Annotated in this window: 18 protein-coding genes; 15 read left to right on the top strand and 3 right to left on the bottom strand. The window is 67.7% G+C overall.

What is annotated here, in order from left to right; genetic code table 11:
• The first annotated feature begins 42 nt into the window (after positions 1–42).
• From sohB to D103_RS0107545, 6 genes are all read left to right on the top strand, one after another.
• A complete protein-coding gene (sohB, locus tag D103_RS0107570; protein ID WP_018876387.1) occupies positions 43–1,131 on the top strand; it encodes a protease SohB in 1,089 nt (362 codons plus the stop codon).
• Between the two features lie 77 nt (positions 1,132–1,208).
• Entirely contained in the window at positions 1,209–1,712 is a 504-nt protein-coding gene (locus D103_RS0107565; RefSeq protein ID WP_018876386.1) for a DsrE family protein, read from the top strand.
• 262 nt (positions 1,713–1,974) lie between these two features.
• Complete coding sequence (locus D103_RS0107560) at positions 1,975–2,439, top strand: DUF302 domain-containing protein (RefSeq protein WP_018876385.1); 465 nt, start codon at positions 1,975–1,977, stop codon at positions 2,437–2,439.
• A gap of 97 nt (positions 2,440–2,536) precedes the next feature.
• Entirely contained in the window at positions 2,537–3,040 is a 504-nt protein-coding gene (locus tag D103_RS0107555; RefSeq protein WP_018866140.1) for an ATP-dependent zinc protease, read from the top strand.
• Entirely contained in the window at positions 3,037–3,942 is a 906-nt protein-coding gene (rimK, locus tag D103_RS0107550; RefSeq protein WP_018876384.1) for a 30S ribosomal protein S6--L-glutamate ligase, read from the top strand. Before D103_RS0107555 ends, rimK begins: the two co-directional genes overlap by 4 nt.
• Positions 3,942–5,012, top strand: a complete 1,071-nt coding sequence (locus D103_RS0107545; protein ID WP_018876383.1) for a succinylglutamate desuccinylase/aspartoacylase family protein — start codon at positions 3,942–3,944, stop codon at positions 5,010–5,012. Before rimK ends, D103_RS0107545 begins: the two co-directional genes overlap by 1 nt.
• 26 nt (positions 5,013–5,038) lie before the next feature.
• On the opposite strand, the gene D103_RS0107540 is transcribed toward D103_RS0107545, so the two are convergent.
• Positions 5,039–5,476, bottom strand: a complete 438-nt coding sequence (locus D103_RS0107540; RefSeq protein ID WP_026280303.1) for a nucleoside deaminase — start codon at positions 5,474–5,476, stop codon at positions 5,039–5,041.
• A 108-nt stretch (positions 5,477–5,584) separates the two neighbouring features.
• Positions 5,585–6,058 (bottom strand): aminoacyl-tRNA deacylase, encoded by a 474-nt coding sequence (locus D103_RS0107535; RefSeq protein WP_018876381.1) that lies wholly within the window; start codon positions 6,056–6,058, stop codon positions 5,585–5,587.
• 93 nt (positions 6,059–6,151) lie between these two features.
• Here D103_RS0107535 and D103_RS0107530 point away from each other — a divergent pair, with 93 nt between their 5' ends.
• The 7 genes from D103_RS0107530 to D103_RS0107500 all read left to right on the top strand — a co-directional run bounded on the left by D103_RS0107530 (position 6,152) and on the right by D103_RS0107500 (position 12,255).
• The gene (locus D103_RS0107530; protein WP_018876380.1) at positions 6,152–7,156 is read left to right on the top strand and encodes an LLM class flavin-dependent oxidoreductase; all 1,005 of its coding nucleotides are present in this window, start codon (positions 6,152–6,154) and stop codon (positions 7,154–7,156) included.
• Between the two features lie 86 nt (positions 7,157–7,242).
• Positions 7,243–7,776 (top strand): macro domain-containing protein, encoded by a 534-nt coding sequence (locus D103_RS0107525; RefSeq protein WP_018866132.1) that lies wholly within the window; start codon positions 7,243–7,245, stop codon positions 7,774–7,776.
• Positions 7,773–9,182 carry a nicotinate phosphoribosyltransferase gene (locus D103_RS0107520; protein ID WP_018876379.1) on the top strand — a complete coding sequence of 470 codons (1,410 nt, stop codon included), beginning with the start codon at positions 7,773–7,775 and terminating at the stop codon, positions 9,180–9,182. The genes D103_RS0107525 and D103_RS0107520 overlap by 4 nt, the downstream gene beginning before the upstream one ends.
• A complete protein-coding gene (locus D103_RS0107515) occupies positions 9,179–9,757 on the top strand; it encodes an isochorismatase family protein (RefSeq protein WP_018876378.1) in 579 nt (192 codons plus the stop codon). Before D103_RS0107520 ends, D103_RS0107515 begins: the two co-directional genes overlap by 4 nt.
• Entirely contained in the window at positions 9,750–10,367 is a 618-nt protein-coding gene (locus D103_RS0107510; protein ID WP_026280302.1) for a phosphoribosyltransferase, read from the top strand. The genes D103_RS0107515 and D103_RS0107510 overlap by 8 nt, the downstream gene beginning before the upstream one ends.
• Before the next feature lie 313 nt (positions 10,368–10,680).
• Positions 10,681–11,877, top strand: coding sequence for a tryptophan synthase subunit beta (gene trpB / locus D103_RS0107505; RefSeq protein WP_018876376.1), 1,197 nt, complete (start codon positions 10,681–10,683; stop codon positions 11,875–11,877).
• Positions 11,878–11,988: 111 nt separating this feature from the next.
• Entirely contained in the window at positions 11,989–12,255 is a 267-nt protein-coding gene (locus D103_RS0107500; protein ID WP_018876375.1) for a DksA/TraR family C4-type zinc finger protein, read from the top strand.
• Here the strand turns inward: D103_RS0107500 and D103_RS0107495 are convergent, their stop codons facing one another.
• On the bottom strand, positions 12,256–12,561 hold the full coding sequence (locus tag D103_RS0107495; RefSeq protein WP_018866126.1) for a hypothetical protein: 306 nt from the start codon (positions 12,559–12,561) through the stop codon (positions 12,256–12,258). It lies immediately after the preceding gene.
• A gap of 120 nt (positions 12,562–12,681) precedes the next feature.
• Here D103_RS0107495 and D103_RS0107490 point away from each other — a divergent pair, with 120 nt between their 5' ends.
• Together D103_RS0107490 and D103_RS0107485 are read left to right on the top strand one after the other, a co-directional pair.
• Positions 12,682–13,617 (top strand): histone deacetylase family protein, encoded by a 936-nt coding sequence (locus tag D103_RS0107490; protein WP_018866125.1) that lies wholly within the window; start codon positions 12,682–12,684, stop codon positions 13,615–13,617.
• A gap of 146 nt (positions 13,618–13,763) precedes the next feature.
• Entirely contained in the window at positions 13,764–15,383 is a 1,620-nt protein-coding gene (locus D103_RS0107485; protein WP_018866124.1) for a BCCT family transporter, read from the top strand.
• Positions 15,384–15,500: the final 117 nt, after the last annotated feature.

Below are 15,500 nucleotides of genomic sequence, written 5' to 3'. Positions count from 1 at the left end.
CTTCGCGGCTCACCACGCAACCCCATTCAACCGGGACACGAAATGGAATTTCTGCAGGAATACGGACTCTTCCTCGCCAAGGCCGCCACGGCCGTAATCGCCGCGCTCATCGTGCTGAGTGCGTTCGCCGGCCTGCTCGCCCGCTCGCGCGAGCGACGGCCGGACCGCCTGCAGGTCAAGCGCCTGAACGACCGCTTCGAGCGCATGGAGAAAACCGTGCGCCGAGCCGTTGAACGCCGCCGTGGTCGGCTCGAGCGCCTGCGCGCCTGGAGCCGTCGCAAGCTGGGGCGAGCCCACGATGCCCCGTCGCAGGCGGAAGGATCGGGGAGCGCGGACATGACGCAATCCGGCGATGCGCCTCCGGACGACGGTTCGACGACCGAACGCCCCCGCGTGTACGTGCTGCGTTTCGACGGCGACATCCGCGCCTCCAGTGTCGAAAGCCTGCGCGAGGAAGTCACCGCGATCCTCACGATGGCGCGGCCGGACCAGGACCGGGCGATTGTCTGCCTGGAAAGTCCAGGGGGCCTGGTCCCCTCCTACGGGCTGGCCGCCGCCCAGCTGGCCCGCCTGCGCGAAGGGGGTCTGGACCTGACCGTGGCCGTGGACCGCGTGGCCGCCAGCGGCGGCTACATGATGGCGGCGGTCGGCCACCGCATCGTGGCCGCCCCCTTCGCGGTGCTGGGCTCGATCGGCGTGGTCGCGCAGATTCCCAATTTTCACCGCTGGCTGTCACGCAACGACATCGACGTCGAACTGCTGACCGCCGGCGAGTACAAGCGCACCCTGACCATGCTGGGCGAGAACACCGACGAGGGCCGCAAGAAGTTCCGCGAGCAACTCGAAGAGGCGCATGAGCTGTTCAAGACCTTCCTGGCCCGCTACCGCCCGCAACTGGACCTCGAGCAGGTCGCCACCGGCGAACACTGGTATGGCGAACAGGCCCGCGAGATGGGCCTGGCCGACGAACTGCGCACCAGCGATGATCTGCTGCTGGAACTGACCCGCGAGGCGGACGTATTCGAACTGACCTATCACCGTCCCCAGACGCTGGGCCGGCGCATCACCTTCGCGATGGAATCGGTCCTCGAGCGCGTACTGCGGAACCAGGGGCCCGAGACCCGCATGTAGCGTCCCGCGTCGCAAGGAACGTTTCGCTACGGCAAAGCGTCCACCCTCAACGAGGCAAAGCAACCAAGGAGCCACTCATGAACCGGAAAAACTGTCCCGTAACCCGACTGCTGCTGATCCTGCTGGCCGCCGTCAGCCTGCTGGCCACCCCGTTGGTTGCCGGCGCGGACGATAACCTGCCGTGGGGTTCCGCCGAGAAGATAGATCGCCCCTACGAGCCCCGCAAGGTGGTCTATGACGTCTACACCAGCAGCCCGCGCGAGCTGGAAATGGTGCTGGATCGGGTGAGCATGCTGAACAATGTCTACGAGGCCGACCCGTTCGAATCGCACATCGTGATGGTGCTGCACGGGCAGGAAGTGCCTTACTTCACCCGCGACGAATTCGACGAGCACGAAGAACTGATGCGCCGCGCCCGCTCGCTGACACAGGCCGGCAATATCGAGTTCCGCATGTGCGAAGCCTCCGCCCGCCTGCGCGGGATCGAGCTCGAGGACATCCACGGCTTCGTGAACGTCGTGCCGATGGCCGACGCCGAGATCATCGAACTGCAGCATGAAGGCTACCTGCTGATGCAGTGACGCAGACCTCGCCACCTCCCCAACCTGGCGGACGCCGGAACATGTCTCCCGGCCGGTCGAGCATGGCCGGCGTCCGCCCGCCCCGGCAGACTGCCCCCGAATTCAGGCCCCGAACCGACCATCGTCGCGAGGGGCCCTGCAAAATCTGTATCGATCGTCTACCTTCCCCGCCGTGGGTTTTCCACGCAGGTGCAACCCGGGGCAACGGCCCACCGCTCTCCGGCCCGACCTGTTCAATTCTCCCCGAGACAAGGACCTCGTCATGAAAAAGACTCTGCTCACTGCCCTGCTGCCCCTGGCCGTGACCGCGACACCGGCGCTGGCAGTCGACGTCCCCGGCATGATCGCCAAGACCAGCCCGCATTCGGCCTCCGAGACCCTGGATCGGCTGGAGAACGCGCTCGCAGCCAACGACGTCGGCGTCGCCCTGCGCTGGGACCATGCGGCAAAGGCCGACGGTGTGGACATCGACCTCGGTCCTACCGACCTCCTGCTGTTCGGCAACCCGGCACTGGGCAGCCACATGTTCACCAGCCAGCAGACCGCGGGCATCGACCTGCCGATGAAGGCGCTGGCCTGGACCGATGACGACGGCCAGACCTGGCTGGCGTACAACGATCCGGAATGGATGGCCGAACGCCACGGGATCGACGACCGGGACGACATCCTGGATACCATGAGCAACGCGCTGGACAACCTGACCAACGCGGCGATCGCCGAGGACTGAACCCTCCTCGGGGTCACATGCAACCAAGTGACCCCGGCCGCTCGCAGCGGGCGGGTGATTCGCTATAGTGAGGCTTCCACCCGCACCGGGAGCCGACGTGGATCACCCGTCCCCTTCCAGCCAAACTACACCGCAAACCCGCGAGGCGCCCATCCTCGGCTGGCGCGAATGGGTCGGGCTCCCCGATCTCGGGATCCCCGCCATCAAGTGCAAGGTCGATACCGGCGCGCGCAGCTCTGCGCTCCACACCTTCCACATCGAGCCGTTCACCCGTGACGGTCACGAATGGGTACGCTTCGGCATTCACCCTCACCAGCACGACGCCACAACCGAGGTCTGGTGCGAGGCCCCGGTACTGGACATCCGCCGCGTCACCGACTCCGGCGGACACAGCGGCGATCGCTATTTCATCGCCACCCGCGTGCAACTGGGCCCGCTGCTGTTGCCCGTTGAGCTTTCCCTGACCAGCCGCGATACCATGCTCTTTCGCATGTTGCTTGGCCGCGAGGCCATGCGGGGTCGCTTCCTGGTCGATCCCCAGGCCTCGTTCATTGCCAGCCATCGTCCGTCCACCCCGACAGCCCAGCAGGCGCCTGAATGAAACTCGGCATCCTCTCGCGTAACAGCAAGCTCTACTCCACCCGACGCCTGGTCGAGGCCGCCGACCAGCGGGGCCACGAGGTCCGTGTGGTGGACCCGCTGCGCTGCTACATGAACATCACCGCGCACAACCCGCAGATCCACTACAAGGGTGACATCCTCGACCAGTTCAACGCGGTCATCCCGCGCATCGGGGCGTCCATCACGTTCTACGGCACCGCCGTGCTGCGCCAGTTCGAGATGATGAACGTCTATCCGCTGAACGAGTCCGTCGGCATCTCGCGCTCGCGCGACAAGCTGCGCAGCCTGCAGCTCCTGTCGCGCCGCGGTATCGGCCTGCCGGTCACCGGGTTTGCACACTCGCCGGACGACATCGACGACCTGCTGGCCACCGTGGGCGGCGCGCCCTGCGTGATCAAGCTGCTGGAAGGCACCCAGGGCCTTGGGGTGGTACTGGCCGAGACCAAGCAGGCGGCCGAGAGTGTCATCCAGGCCTTCATGGGCCTGAAGCAGCACATCCTGGTGCAGGAATACATCAAGGAGGCCAAGGGCTCGGACATCCGCTGCTTCGTGATCGGCGACAAGGTCGTCGCCGCCATGAAGCGCCAGGCGAAGGAAGGCGAGTTCCGCTCCAACCTGCACCGTGGCGGCAGCGCCACGCTGTGCCGCATTACCCCGGAAGAACGCGCCACCGCCGTGCGCGCGGCCAAGGTGATGGGGCTGAACGTCTGCGGTGTGGACCTGCTGCGCTCCAACCACGGCGCCGTGGTCATGGAGGTCAACTCGTCGCCCGGCCTGGAAGGCATCGAGAACGCCTCCGGCAAGGACGTGGCGGGCATGATCATCGACTTCATCGAGAAGAACGCCAAACCCAACCGGACCAAGACCAAGGGCCGCGGCTAATGGCGACTCCGCGGGCCGTTCGCAACGACCCGATCACGATCGGCGGCATCACCGTCCGCCCGGGCGAACGCCGCACGGTGGAATTGCAGCTGAGCGCGCTTTACACGCACACCCCGACACACATGCCGGTGCAGGTCCTGTGCGGCCGGCGCAAGGGGCCGGTGCTGTTCGTCAGTGCCGCCATCCACGGCGACGAGATCAACGGCGTCGAGATCATCCGCCGCCTGCTCAAGGTGCCCGCCCTGCGGCGCATGAAGGGCACCCTGATCGCCGTGCCCGTGGTGAACATGCACGGCTTCATCAACCAGAGCCGCTACCTGCCCGACCGGCGCGACCTGAATCGCTGTTTTCCGGGATCACAGAAGGGCTCGCTGGGCGCCCGGGTCGCGCGGCTGTTCATGCGCGAGATCGTCCAGCGCTGCACGCACGGAATCGACCTCCATACCGGCGCCATCCACCGGTCCAACCTGCCACAGATCCGCGCCAACCTGGACCATACGGAAACCCGCGAGCTCGCCCGCGCCTTCGGCGCACCGGTAATCCTCAACTCCGCGCTGCGCGACGGCTCCCTGCGCGAGGCGGCCGCGGAACGCCAGATCCCGATCCTGCTCTACGAGGCCGGCGAGGCCTTGCGCTTCGACGAGCTCTCCATCCGCGGCGGGGTACACGGCATCATCGAGGTCATGCGCCACCTGGAGATGCTCCCGGCCGTGCGCCGGCGCCCGCGCAAGGAGCCCATCATGGCCCGCACCAGCGGCTGGGTCCGGGCGCCGCAAAGCGGCATCCTGCGGACCTTCGTGCGCCAGGGCGACCGGGTCGTGCGCGACCAGACCCGGCTGGCCATCGTCTCCGACCCCTTCGGCGAGACCGAGACCGAGATCCTCGCCCCCGCCTCCGGCATCATCATCGGCGAACTCAACCTGCCGCTGATCAACGAGGGCGACGCCCTGTTCCACATCGCCCAGTTCAACCGCACCGACCTGGCCGTGGAACGCCTCGAAAGCTTCCAGGAAAACCTGGAGGCGAGCGACTACCCCTACGCCGACCCGCCGCCCCGCGAAGGCCCCTGAGCCCGCGCAGTCGCCGGAAGGTGGTGTCAGTGGCCGATGTCCTCGTGCCACAGTTCGGGGTGGTTCTCGATAAACGACCGCATCAGTTCGCGGCAGCCCGGGTCCTGCACCACATCCACCTGAATGCCGTGCCCGCGCAGCCAGTCCTCCTCACCGAGAAAGGACTCATTCTCGCCAATGATCACGTGCGGAATACCGTAGAGAACGATGGCCCCGCTGCACATCGCGCAGGGCGACAGCGTCGTGTAGAGCGTGCACTCGCGGTATACCCGGGCGGGCTGTCGCCCGGCGTTCTCCAGCGCATCCATCTCGGCATGCAGGATGGCACTGCCCTGCTGCACGCGCCGGTTGTGTCCGCGCCCGATCACCTCGCCCCGGTGCACCAGCACCGAACCAATCGGGATCCCCGCCTCACCGAGGCCTTCGCGCGCCTCGTCCAGCGCCATCTCCAGAAACGGATCCATCGTCGTCATCCAGCCACCTCCTCCTGCAGGACAGCCACCGACGATAGACGAAGTGGCCGCGCGAGACCGAATTCGCTCGGGGGACGGGGTGTCGTCAGGGCCGGAAACTCAGACGTGGGCGCTGAAGTCGCCGCGGCGGGGCTGGCCGAGAAGGTACAGGAAATCCGCCTCACGCAGGTGCACGAGAGATTCATGGTCGCCGGCCTCGAGATACACGTCGCGCTGCTCCAGCAGACTTTCGTCCACCAGGGTCTCCAGCCCGAAGGCCGGCCCAAGGGCGGGGATGGCGCCGCGTTCGCAGTCGGCAAACACGCGGGCCACCTCGTCCTCGGTGGCCAGGCCCACATGCTCGCCCAGCAGCCGGTGCAGGCGTCCCAGTTTCACGCGGCGCGTGGCCGGCACGATGGCCAGGCGGTACTGCCCGTCCTCCTCGACCAGCAGCACCGCCTTGGCCACGGCGTCCCCCGGCACATGGGCCGCTTCGGCCGTGCGGCTGGCCGAGTCGGAATGCGGATGGTGCACGACCTGGTAGGTCACCGCATGCTCGTCGAGAAAGTTGTTCAGGGTCCTGGAAATACTCATGGCGCGCCCTCCGGCAAGGCCTTAACCCGACTATAGACCCCACCGGCAACACCGGCGGCTGCGCCCGACACCTGCGCCGGTACAATCGCACCCATGACCGCGTTCTCCGTCCTCGACCTGGCCCCGATCACCGCCGATGGCGACGCCGGCCGGGCGCTGCACAACACCCTGGATCTGGCGCGCCACGCCGAGGCGCTGGGCTTCCGGCGCTACTGGCTGGCAGAGCACCACAACATGCCCGGCATCGCGAGCGCCGCCACCGCCGTCGTGATCGGCCAGGTCGCGTCCGCCACCGAACAGATCCGGGTGGGTGCCGGCGGCATCATGCTGCCGAACCATGCACCCCTGGTGGTCGCCGAACAGTTCGGGACCCTGAACGCCCTGTACCCCGGCCGCATCGACCTGGGACTTGGCCGGGCACCCGGGACCGATCCGACCACGGCCCGCGCCCTGCGCCGTGCGCCGGACATCGACCTCGAGGAATTCCCCCGGGACGTCGCCGAGGTGCTCGGCTACCTGGACGATCCGCAGCCGGACCAGGTGATCCGCGCCATCCCCGGCGCCGGCCAGCAGGTGCCCGTCTGGATCCTGGGTTCCAGCCTGTTCGGCGCCCAGCTGGCGGCCCGCATGGGACTGCCCTACGCATTCGCCTCGCACTTCGCTCCCGGGCAACTGATGGACGCACTGGCGCTGTACCGGAATCAGTTCCAACCGTCCGCATGGCTGGACCGCCCCTACGCGATGCTCGGCTACAACGTGTACGCCGCCGACACCGACGACGCGGCCCGCACCCTGGCCAGCTCCATGGAACAGGCGTTCATCAGCCTGCGTCGCGGGCGCCCTGAACCGATCCAGCCCCCCGTCGAGGGCTACCGCGAGCGGCTCGACCGCGCCGAACGCGCGATCGTCGAGCAGACCATGGCCTGCTCCGCGATCGGCGCACCGGACACGGTGGAGACCGAGATCCGCCGGTTTCTCGAGCAGACCGGCGCTGACGAACTGATCGTCACCACCTCCACCTTCGATCACGCGGCGCGACGGCGCTCGCTGGAACTGACCGCGGCGGTACGCGACCGGCTCGCCGGGGACGCTCGCTAAGACGCGGTTCACCCGATTGGGACGAGTGCCCTATGCTTGGAACAGGGGGCCGGCCAGGCCGCGGGAATTCCGGACAAGGGGAACACATGCGGGTCAAGGTTCACGGCGTCACCATCGAATGCACCACCGGCGACATCGCCGCGCAACGCGACATGGATGCGGTGGTCAACGCCGCCAATGCCTGGCTGCGTCCGGGCGGTGGTGTGGCCGGAGCCATCCACCGTGCCGCCGGCCCGGGGCTGGAGCGTGAATGCCAGCCGCTGGCACCGATCGAACCGGGTCAGGCCGTTCTGACCGACGGCCACAACCTGCCCAACCGCTTCGTGATCCACTGCCTCGGGCCGGTCTACGGGCATGACGAGCCGGCCAGCCGACTGCTGGCCGACTGCTACCGCAATGCCCTGCTCCGGGCGGAAGAGGCCGGGGTCTACGGCATCGCCTTTCCGGCCTTGTCCACCGGGGCGTTCGGCTATCCCGTCGAGGAGGCCGCCCGGATCGCTCTGCAGACTGTCATTGGCGCCACCCCGCGTCTGGACGCCGTCGGCCACATCCGCTTCGTCCTGCACACCGAGGCCGATCTCGAGGTCCACGCGCAGATCCTGGAAGAGCTGACGGCATGACCGGCGCCGGGCACGCAACCGCCCCGTACACCCCTGGCCTGGCGCTGTTCACGGACCTCTACGAACTCACCATGCTTCAGGCCTACTACGAGGAGGACCTGCACGAACCCGCAGTCTTCAGCCTGTTCGTGCGCCGCCTGCCGCAGCGCCGCAACTATCTGCTGGCCTGCGGGCTGGACACCGTCCTGCAACAGCTCGAAGACCTGCGCTTCGAATTGTCGGATCTCGACTACCTGGCCGGCCTCGACCGCTTCTCCGACCGGTTCCTGCGCTGGCTGGAGGCCTTCCGTTTCACCGGGACGGTCCGCGCCGTGCCCGAGGGCACCCCGGTGTTCGCCAACGAACCGATCCTGGAGGTCACCGCGCCGCTCCCCGAGGCCCAGCTGATCGAGACCCTGGTGATGAACCAGATCCACCTGCAGACGGTACAGGCGAGCAAGGCCGCCCGCCTGGTGACCGCGGCCGGGGAGCGGCAGGTCGTGGACTTCGGCGCCCGCCGCATGCACGGGCTGGACGCCGCCCTGAAGGGCGCGCGCGCCTTCCATATCGCCGGCGTCGCCAGTACCTCCAATGTGCTGGCGGGCAAGCGCTACGGCGTCCCGGTGAGCGGCACCATGGCCCACAGCTACATCCAGGCGCACGAGGATGAAGCCGAGGCCTTCGCCGCCTTTGCCCGCCTCTACCCGGACACGGTGCTGCTGGTGGACACCTACGACACCCTCGAAGGCGTGCGCCGGATCATCCAGCTCGGCCACGAACGGGGCGAGGCCTTCCGCGTTCGCGCCATCCGCCTGGACTCCGGTGATCTCGGAACACTGGCCCGCCAAGCCCGGGCGATGCTGGACGACGCCGGACTGCAGCAGGTCGGGATCTTCGCCAGCGGCGGCCTCGACGAACACGCGATCGCGGAGTTGCTGGCACGGGACGCACCCATCGACGCCTTCGGCGTCGGCACCAGCATGGGCATCTCCACCGACGTGCCGGACCTGGATATCGCCTACAAGCTGGCCGAGTACGCCGGAGAAGGCCGCCTCAAGCTCTCCAGTGGCAAGCCCATCCTGCCGGGCGCCAAGCAGATCTTCCGGCGCCGGGAAGGCGACCGGTTCGCGGGCGACATCATTGCCCGTCAGGACGAAAACCACCCCGGGGAACCGTTACTGCAGCCGGTGATGCACGAGGGCCAGCGTCTGCCCGCGCATCCTCGCGACCTGGACACGCTGCGTGACCACGCGCGGGAACAGCGGGCGCAACTGCCCCCCGCGATCCGCGCCATCGAGCCCGCGGAGACACCCTACCCCGTGTCCGTCAGCCCGGCGCTACAGGCACACCAGGATGCGGTCACCCGCGCCATACGCGCCCGGCACGCCACATCCGGCCAGCGGCAACACCAAGGGGGAGTCTCATGACGGACGATCCACGCCACCAGCTTCAGACGGGGGACGCCCTGCTGGTCGTCGACGTACAGAACGACTTCTGCCCCGGCGGGGCCCTGGCCATTGATCACGGCGACACCGTCATCCCGGTGCTCAACCGCTGGCTTGAGGCCGCGGACGCGCTGGGACTGCCGGTCTATGCCTCCCGCGACTGGCACCCGGCCGGCCACCCGAGCTTCCGGGAACAGGGCGGCCCCTGGCCTCCACACTGTCTGCAGGACTCGCCCGGGGCCCGGTTCCATGCCGACCTCGCGCTGCCTGCCGGCGTTATCAAGGTCACGAAGGGAACGCGCTTCGACCATGACCAGTACTCCGCGTTCGACCAGACCGGCCTGGCCGAAGAACTGCGGAAACGGGGCGTGACGCGGATCTGGCTGGGCGGGCTGGCCCTCGACGTCTGCGTGGCGGCAACAGCCGTGGACGCGCGCAACAACGGCTTTGACGTCCACCTGATCCCGCATGCCGCGCTGCCCGTTACGCCGGAGGGCGGCGCGGAGGCCCGAAGAAAGATGAAAGCCGCCGGCGTGGAGATCGCGGCGTATGCCTGAACCGAACAAGATGCCAGTCCAGCTGATCACCGTGGACGAGGTGGTCCGGGCGGCCGACGGCCTCGCACGCCAGGTCCTGGACAGCGGCTTCCAGCCGGACTGCATCGTGGCGATTGCCCGCGGCGGCTTCATGCCGGCGCGTTTTCTCTGCGACTTTCTCCGCGTGCACAAGCTGCTGAGCCTGAAGGTCGAACACTACACCTCGGGTGCCCGCGCGAAACAGCCGGCCGCGGTCACCGTCCCGCTCGCCGGAGGCGTCCGTGGGGAACGGGTCCTGCTGGTGGACGACGTTAACGACTCCGGGGACACCCTGGCGGCCGCCCGCCCGCACCTGGAGGGCTTCCAGCCCGCCGCGGTACGTACCGCGGTGCTGCACGAAAAGGCCGGAACGTCCTGTCGCGCCGATTTCCACAGCCAGGCGGTACAGGAGTGGCGCTGGATCCTCTATCCCTGGGCGGTCATCGAGGATGTCGGCCAGTTTGCCCGCGAGATGGACCCGGCCCCGAACAGCCCCGCCGACCTGCACGCCCGCCTGCAGCAGGACTACGGCCTCGCGCTGAGCACCGCCGAGCTGGATCGCGTAATCCGCTACAACCGGCTCGACTACTGAGTGCGCGCGCGAACGGGGCCGCAGCTCCGCCCATCCCCTCGTCATTGCGAGGCCCCGCAGGGGCCACGGCAATCGTTTGGAGAGTCCCCCGGACCCATCCGGCCACCGGGGCCAGCACGGAGATCGCCACGGCGCTGCGCGCCTCGCGATGACAGTGGGGTTCCCGCGTCATGGCGCGCCCCGCAGCACCAGCCGCCGCCACCGAGTGCCCTTTCAGCACCTCGGGCTTGGCATGTCGCGCCGCGCGAAGGATCATACGCCCTGGCGTCCGCGCGGACGCCTGATCGCAACCCATCCAGCATCGAGACCACCCATGTCGTATCTCAAGGATTTCCCCAGCCCGGAAGGCTACTTCGGCGAATTCGGCGGCGCGTTCCTGCCACCGGAACTGGAACCGCATTTCGCCGAGATCAATCACGCCTACCGCACCCTGGCGCGCTCGGGCGACTTCCTGAACGAGCTGCGCTACATCCGCAAGCACTATCAGGGTCGCCCGACGCCGGTGTACTACGCCCACAACCTGAGCCGCTCGGTAGGTGCGCATATCTTCCTCAAGCGTGAGGATCTGAATCACTCCGGCGCGCACAAGCTGAACCACTGCATGGGCGAGGCGCTGCTCGCCAAGCACATGGGCAAGAAGAAGCTGATCGCCGAGACCGGCGCCGGGCAGCACGGCGTGGCCCTGGCCACCGCGGCGGCCTACTTCGGGATGGAGTGCGAGATCCACATGGGCGAGATCGACATCGCCAAGGAGGCCCCCAACGTCACCCGCATGAAGCTGATGGGGGCGCAGGTGGTGCCCGTCTCCTTCGGCGGTCGCTCGCTGAAGGAGGCCGTGGATTCGGCCTTCCAGTCCTACCTGTCGCAGGCGGACGAGGCCCTGTTCGCGATCGGTTCCGTGGTCGGGCCGCACCCGTTCCCGCTGATGGTGCGCAATTTCCAGTCGGTGGTGGGCATCGAGGCGCGCGAACAGTACCTGGAGATGAGCGGTGGCGAGCTTCCGGACCACGTGGTCGCCTGCGTCGGCGGCGGTTCCAACGCCATGGGCATGTTCGCCGGCTTCATCGAGGACGAACAGGTGCAGCTGAACGGCGTGGAACCGCTGGGGCGCGGCACCAAGCTCGGCGAGCACTCCGCCACCATGACCTATGGCAAGCCGGGCATGATCCACGGCTTCAAGTGCATGCTGCTGGCCGACGAGGAAGGCAACCCGGCGCCGGTGCACTCGATCGCCTCCGGGCTGGACTATCCCGGCGTCGGCCCGGAACACTCCTACCTGAAGACCACCGAACGCGTCGCCTACCACGCGATCAACGACGACGAGACCCTGGACGCCTTCTACCAGCTATCGCGCACCGAAGGGATCATCCCGGCACTGGAAAGCGCGCATGCCGTCGCCTGGGCCATGAAACACGGACGCGAGAACCCGGGCACGACCATCCTGGCCAACCTCTCCGGACGCGGCGACAAGGACATCGACTACGTCGCCCGCGAATTCGGCCACGGATAGCCCCTGCCACGCGGGGAGCGGACCACCCGGGCGGGCCCGGCCCGCCGGAACTTCACACCCGGTCCGGGCGGTCTCAGCCTTGCAGGCATGCGCAAAAGGGAGAGCACGCGAATGGCGGGCGGATGGGCGAAGGACGGAGCGGAGCAGGAGCAGATCGACCACACGGTGGAGGATGCCCTGCAGCGCGTGCGCAGCGAACTCCCGGCTGGTGAAAGCCTGCTCGAATGCGAGGAATGCGGCGCGCGGATTCCCGAGGGACGGCGCCAGGCCCTGCCGGGCGTGCGCCTGTGCATCACCTGCCAGGAGGCGCAGGACGCCGAGCACCACGCGACCAGCCCCTACAACCGCCGCGCCTCCAAGGACAGCCAGCTGCGCTAACTACAGGTACTTCATCCGCGCCCGCAGGGCATCCGGGTCGGATACGACGTCCTGCAGGCTGGCGCCGTCGTCGCGGCTCCCCACCACCAGGCCCTTGCCCGACACCGGGATCACGTTGTCGATCTGGAAACGCCCGGTCGTCCCCCGCAGGAAGCACTCCTCGTCGAAGAACAGGCGGTCACCATCGGGACCGATCTCGTCGGACTCGAGCGTATCGAAACCGATCAGCCGCGCGATATCCTCGCGCCCTTCCACCTCCACCACCTCGATCGTCTGCTTCTCCGGGTCGATCAGCAAGGCCTTCATGCACATCTCCTCTGCACCATGGATTGAGTTCTACCGTACCGGCTGGGGCCGCACGGGGCCACCGCATCGGGCCGCTGTCTGCCCCTATACTCGCAGGAGGTGCCCCGACGGAGGCTGACCATGACCCATACGGCCTATATCTCGCACCCCGACTGCCTGCTGCACGATCCAGGCCCGACCCACCCGGAGCGCCCCGGCCGCCTGCACGCGATCCGCAATGCCCTGCTCGACGAGGGCCTGCTGGAAGGCCTGATCCTGCTGGACGCGCCCCCGGCCACCGACGCGCAACTCGAGCGGGTCCACAGCCCGGCGCATGTCGCACGCATACGGGCCAGCGCCCCGGCTCCCGGGCAGCAGACGATGCTGGACGCGGACACCGTCATGAGCAAAGGCTCGCTGACGGCCGCCCTGCACGCGGCCGGGGCCGGAGTCGCGGGCGTGCGGGCCGTGATGGAGGGGGAGGCCGACCATGTCTTCTGCGCCGTCCGCCCGCCCGGCCATCACGCCGAACGCGAGCGGGCCATGGGCTTTTGTCTGTTCAACAACATCGCGGTGGCGGCCGCCCACGCGCTGGCGCGCTACGGCCTCGCGCGCGTGGCGATCGCGGACTTCGACGTCCACCACGGGAACGGGACCGAGGACATCTTCCGGGAGGACCCCCGGGTGCTCTACTGCTCTTCCTTCCAGCACCCGTTCTACCCGGGCACACCGCTGGCCGAACGCGATCACCTGATCCACACGCCCCTGGCCGCCGGCACCGACGGCGCAAACTTTCGCGCCGCGATCGAACGCGACTGGCTGCCCGCTCTGGATCGCTTTCAGCCGGAGCTGGTGCTGGTCTCCGCTGGGTTCGACGGCCACCGGGACGACCACCTGGCCAGCCTGCACCTGGCGGAAGACGACTTCGCCTGGATTTCGCGTGCCCTGGTCGATGTCGCCGCGCGCCACGCTGGCGGGCGCCTGGTCTCCATGCTGGAGGGTGGATACGACTTCTCGTCGCTCGGGCGCAGCGCGGCGGCCCATGTCCGCGCCCTCTGCGAGCTGTCGCGCCGCTGAGGCGCCGGGCCCCTCCCTCACGCCGGTAAAACGCATTCTGGACCGGCCCTTTGCATTTTTGTGGTGCAGTGTCTTTACTCGACAGGGTTGCGACGGGCCGACATTCGGCCAAGGCAACATGCCAGAAAAAAGCCAAGGAGGAGACGGTGAGCGAGAATCCGCAGGACCTGGAAAAACAGAAAGAGGCCCTGGAAGCCGAATACGACACCGACCACGAGATTGGCGAGCAGAACATCAACCCGCTGGGGCTGGACCTGCACAACCCGGTCTTCGTGGTCAGCGCATTCCTGATCGTCGTATTCGTCATCCTGTCCCTGATCTTTCCGGAACAGGCCAACGAACACCTCGACGCCACGCGCCAGTGGATCGGCCGCACCTTCGACTGGCTGTTCCTGTCGGCCGGCAACATCTTCGTTCTGTTCTGTCTGGCCCTGATCCTGCTGCCGATCGGGCGCATCCGCATTGGCGGCCAGGACGCCAAGCCGGAGTTCTCCGTGATCTCCTGGTTCTCCATGCTGTTTGCCGCCGGCATGGGTATCGGCCTGATGTTCTGGAGCGTGGCCGAACCTGTTGGTTACTTCACCGAATGGTTCGGCACACCCCTGGGCATCGAAGGCGGGACCGAGGAATCCCGCCAGGCGGCGCTGGGCGCAACCATGTATCACTGGGGCCTGCATCCCTGGGCGATCTACGCGGTGGTCGGCCTGGCGCTCGCGTTCTTCGCCTACAACAAGGGCCTTCCGCTGACCATCCGTTCGGCCTTCTATCCCCTCCTCGGCGAGCGCGTCTGGGGGCCGATCGGTCACGTGATCGATACCCTGGCCGTACTGGCCACCATGTTCGGCCTGGCCACCTCGCTGGGCTTGGGGGCACAGCAGGCCGCCTCGGGAATGGAATTCCTGTTCGGCATCGACTCGGGCCTGAATACGCAGGTCGCCATCATCATCGGCGTGACCATCATCGCCCTGCTGTCGATCATGCGCGGCATCCATGGCGGCGTGAAGGTCCTGAGCAACATCAACCTGCTGTTCGCCGCGCTGCTGCTGCTGTTCGTGATGGTGGCCGGAGGGGTTCTGGCGTTCCTGTCCAGCGTCGGCACTACGGTCGGCGGCTACGTGCAGTACATCCTGCCGCTCAGCAACCCGGTCGGGCGCGAGGACGAGACCTTCTACCACGCCTGGACGATCTTCTTCTGGGCCTGGTGGATCTCCTGGTCGCCGTTCGTCGGCATGTTCATCGCGCGCGTCTCCCGCGGGCGCACCGTGCGCCAGTTCGTCACCGCCGTCTTGCTGGTGCCGACCCTGGTCACGGTGATCTGGATGAGCGCCTTCGGCGGCTCCGGCCTGGACCAGGCACGCGAGGGGATCGGCGCCCTGGCCGACGGCATCTCCGACTCGTCACTGGCGCTGTTCCAGATGCTGGAACACCTGCCGTTCACGGCGATCACCTCGTTCCTGGCCATCGCCCTGGTGCTGGTGTTCTTCATCACCTCGTCGGATTCCGGTTCGCTGGTGATCGATTCCATCACCTCGGGCGGCAAGACCGATGCCCCGCAGTCCCAGCGCCTGTTCTGGGCCACCACCGAGGGCGTGGTCGCCGGTGTCCTGCTGGCGGTTGGCGGGGCCGCGGCCCTCAACGCCCTGCAGGCCGGGGCGGTCAGTACCGGCCTGCCATTCGTCATCGTGCTGCTGCTGATGTGCATCAGCCTGATGAAGGGGCTGTTCCACGAACTGGCCCTGATCCGCATCGAGGAAGCCAAGACCTGACGACCGCCACGGGCCATCCAGGGCCTTCACTCCACCCCGCGCCCGCCCGTCCGGCGGCGCGGGTTTTTTTCGTGCGGGACAACCGCCCCCGGGATCGGGCATCCTCTCGCGAATGAA

Origin of the sequence: Thioalkalivibrio sp. ALE31 (assembly GCF_000377405.1) — a bacterium.
Taxonomy (GTDB): domain Bacteria; phylum Pseudomonadota; class Gammaproteobacteria; order Ectothiorhodospirales; family Ectothiorhodospiraceae; genus Thioalkalivibrio.
Note: the sequence above shows the minus strand (reverse complement) of the source record. Positions and strands in the feature narration are given on the sequence as shown.

Bases quoted from the DNA above. Each gene is read 5' to 3' on its own strand.
- D103_RS0107540 (WP_026280303.1), bottom strand. From the start codon at position 5,476: ATGGATCCGTTTCTGGAGATGGCGCTGGACGAGGCGCGCGAAGGCCTC.
- D103_RS0107500 (WP_018876375.1), top strand. From the start codon at position 11,989: ATGGCGGGCGGATGGGCGAAGGACGGAGCGGAGCAGGAGCAGATCGAC.
- rimK (WP_018876384.1), top strand. From the start codon at position 3,037: ATGAAACTCGGCATCCTCTCGCGTAACAGCAAGCTCTACTCCACCCGA.
- D103_RS0107510 (WP_026280302.1), top strand. From the start codon at position 9,750: ATGCCTGAACCGAACAAGATGCCAGTCCAGCTGATCACCGTGGACGAG.
- D103_RS0107565 (WP_018876386.1), top strand. From the start codon at position 1,209: ATGAACCGGAAAAACTGTCCCGTAACCCGACTGCTGCTGATCCTGCTG.
- D103_RS0107560 (WP_018876385.1), top strand. From the start codon at position 1,975: ATGAAAAAGACTCTGCTCACTGCCCTGCTGCCCCTGGCCGTGACCGCG.
- sohB (WP_018876387.1), top strand. From the start codon at position 43: ATGGAATTTCTGCAGGAATACGGACTCTTCCTCGCCAAGGCCGCCACG.
- D103_RS0107535 (WP_018876381.1), bottom strand. From the start codon at position 6,058: ATGAGTATTTCCAGGACCCTGAACAACTTTCTCGACGAGCATGCGGTG.
- D103_RS0107495 (WP_018866126.1), bottom strand. From the start codon at position 12,561: ATGAAGGCCTTGCTGATCGACCCGGAGAAGCAGACGATCGAGGTGGTG.
- D103_RS0107530 (WP_018876380.1), top strand. From the start codon at position 6,152: ATGACCGCGTTCTCCGTCCTCGACCTGGCCCCGATCACCGCCGATGGC.
- D103_RS0107515 (WP_018876378.1), top strand. From the start codon at position 9,179: ATGACGGACGATCCACGCCACCAGCTTCAGACGGGGGACGCCCTGCTG.
- D103_RS0107520 (WP_018876379.1), top strand. From the start codon at position 7,773: ATGACCGGCGCCGGGCACGCAACCGCCCCGTACACCCCTGGCCTGGCG.
- D103_RS0107525 (WP_018866132.1), top strand. From the start codon at position 7,243: ATGCGGGTCAAGGTTCACGGCGTCACCATCGAATGCACCACCGGCGAC.
- D103_RS0107545 (WP_018876383.1), top strand. From the start codon at position 3,942: ATGGCGACTCCGCGGGCCGTTCGCAACGACCCGATCACGATCGGCGGC.
- D103_RS0107490 (WP_018866125.1), top strand. From the start codon at position 12,682: ATGACCCATACGGCCTATATCTCGCACCCCGACTGCCTGCTGCACGAT.
- trpB (WP_018876376.1), top strand. From the start codon at position 10,681: ATGTCGTATCTCAAGGATTTCCCCAGCCCGGAAGGCTACTTCGGCGAA.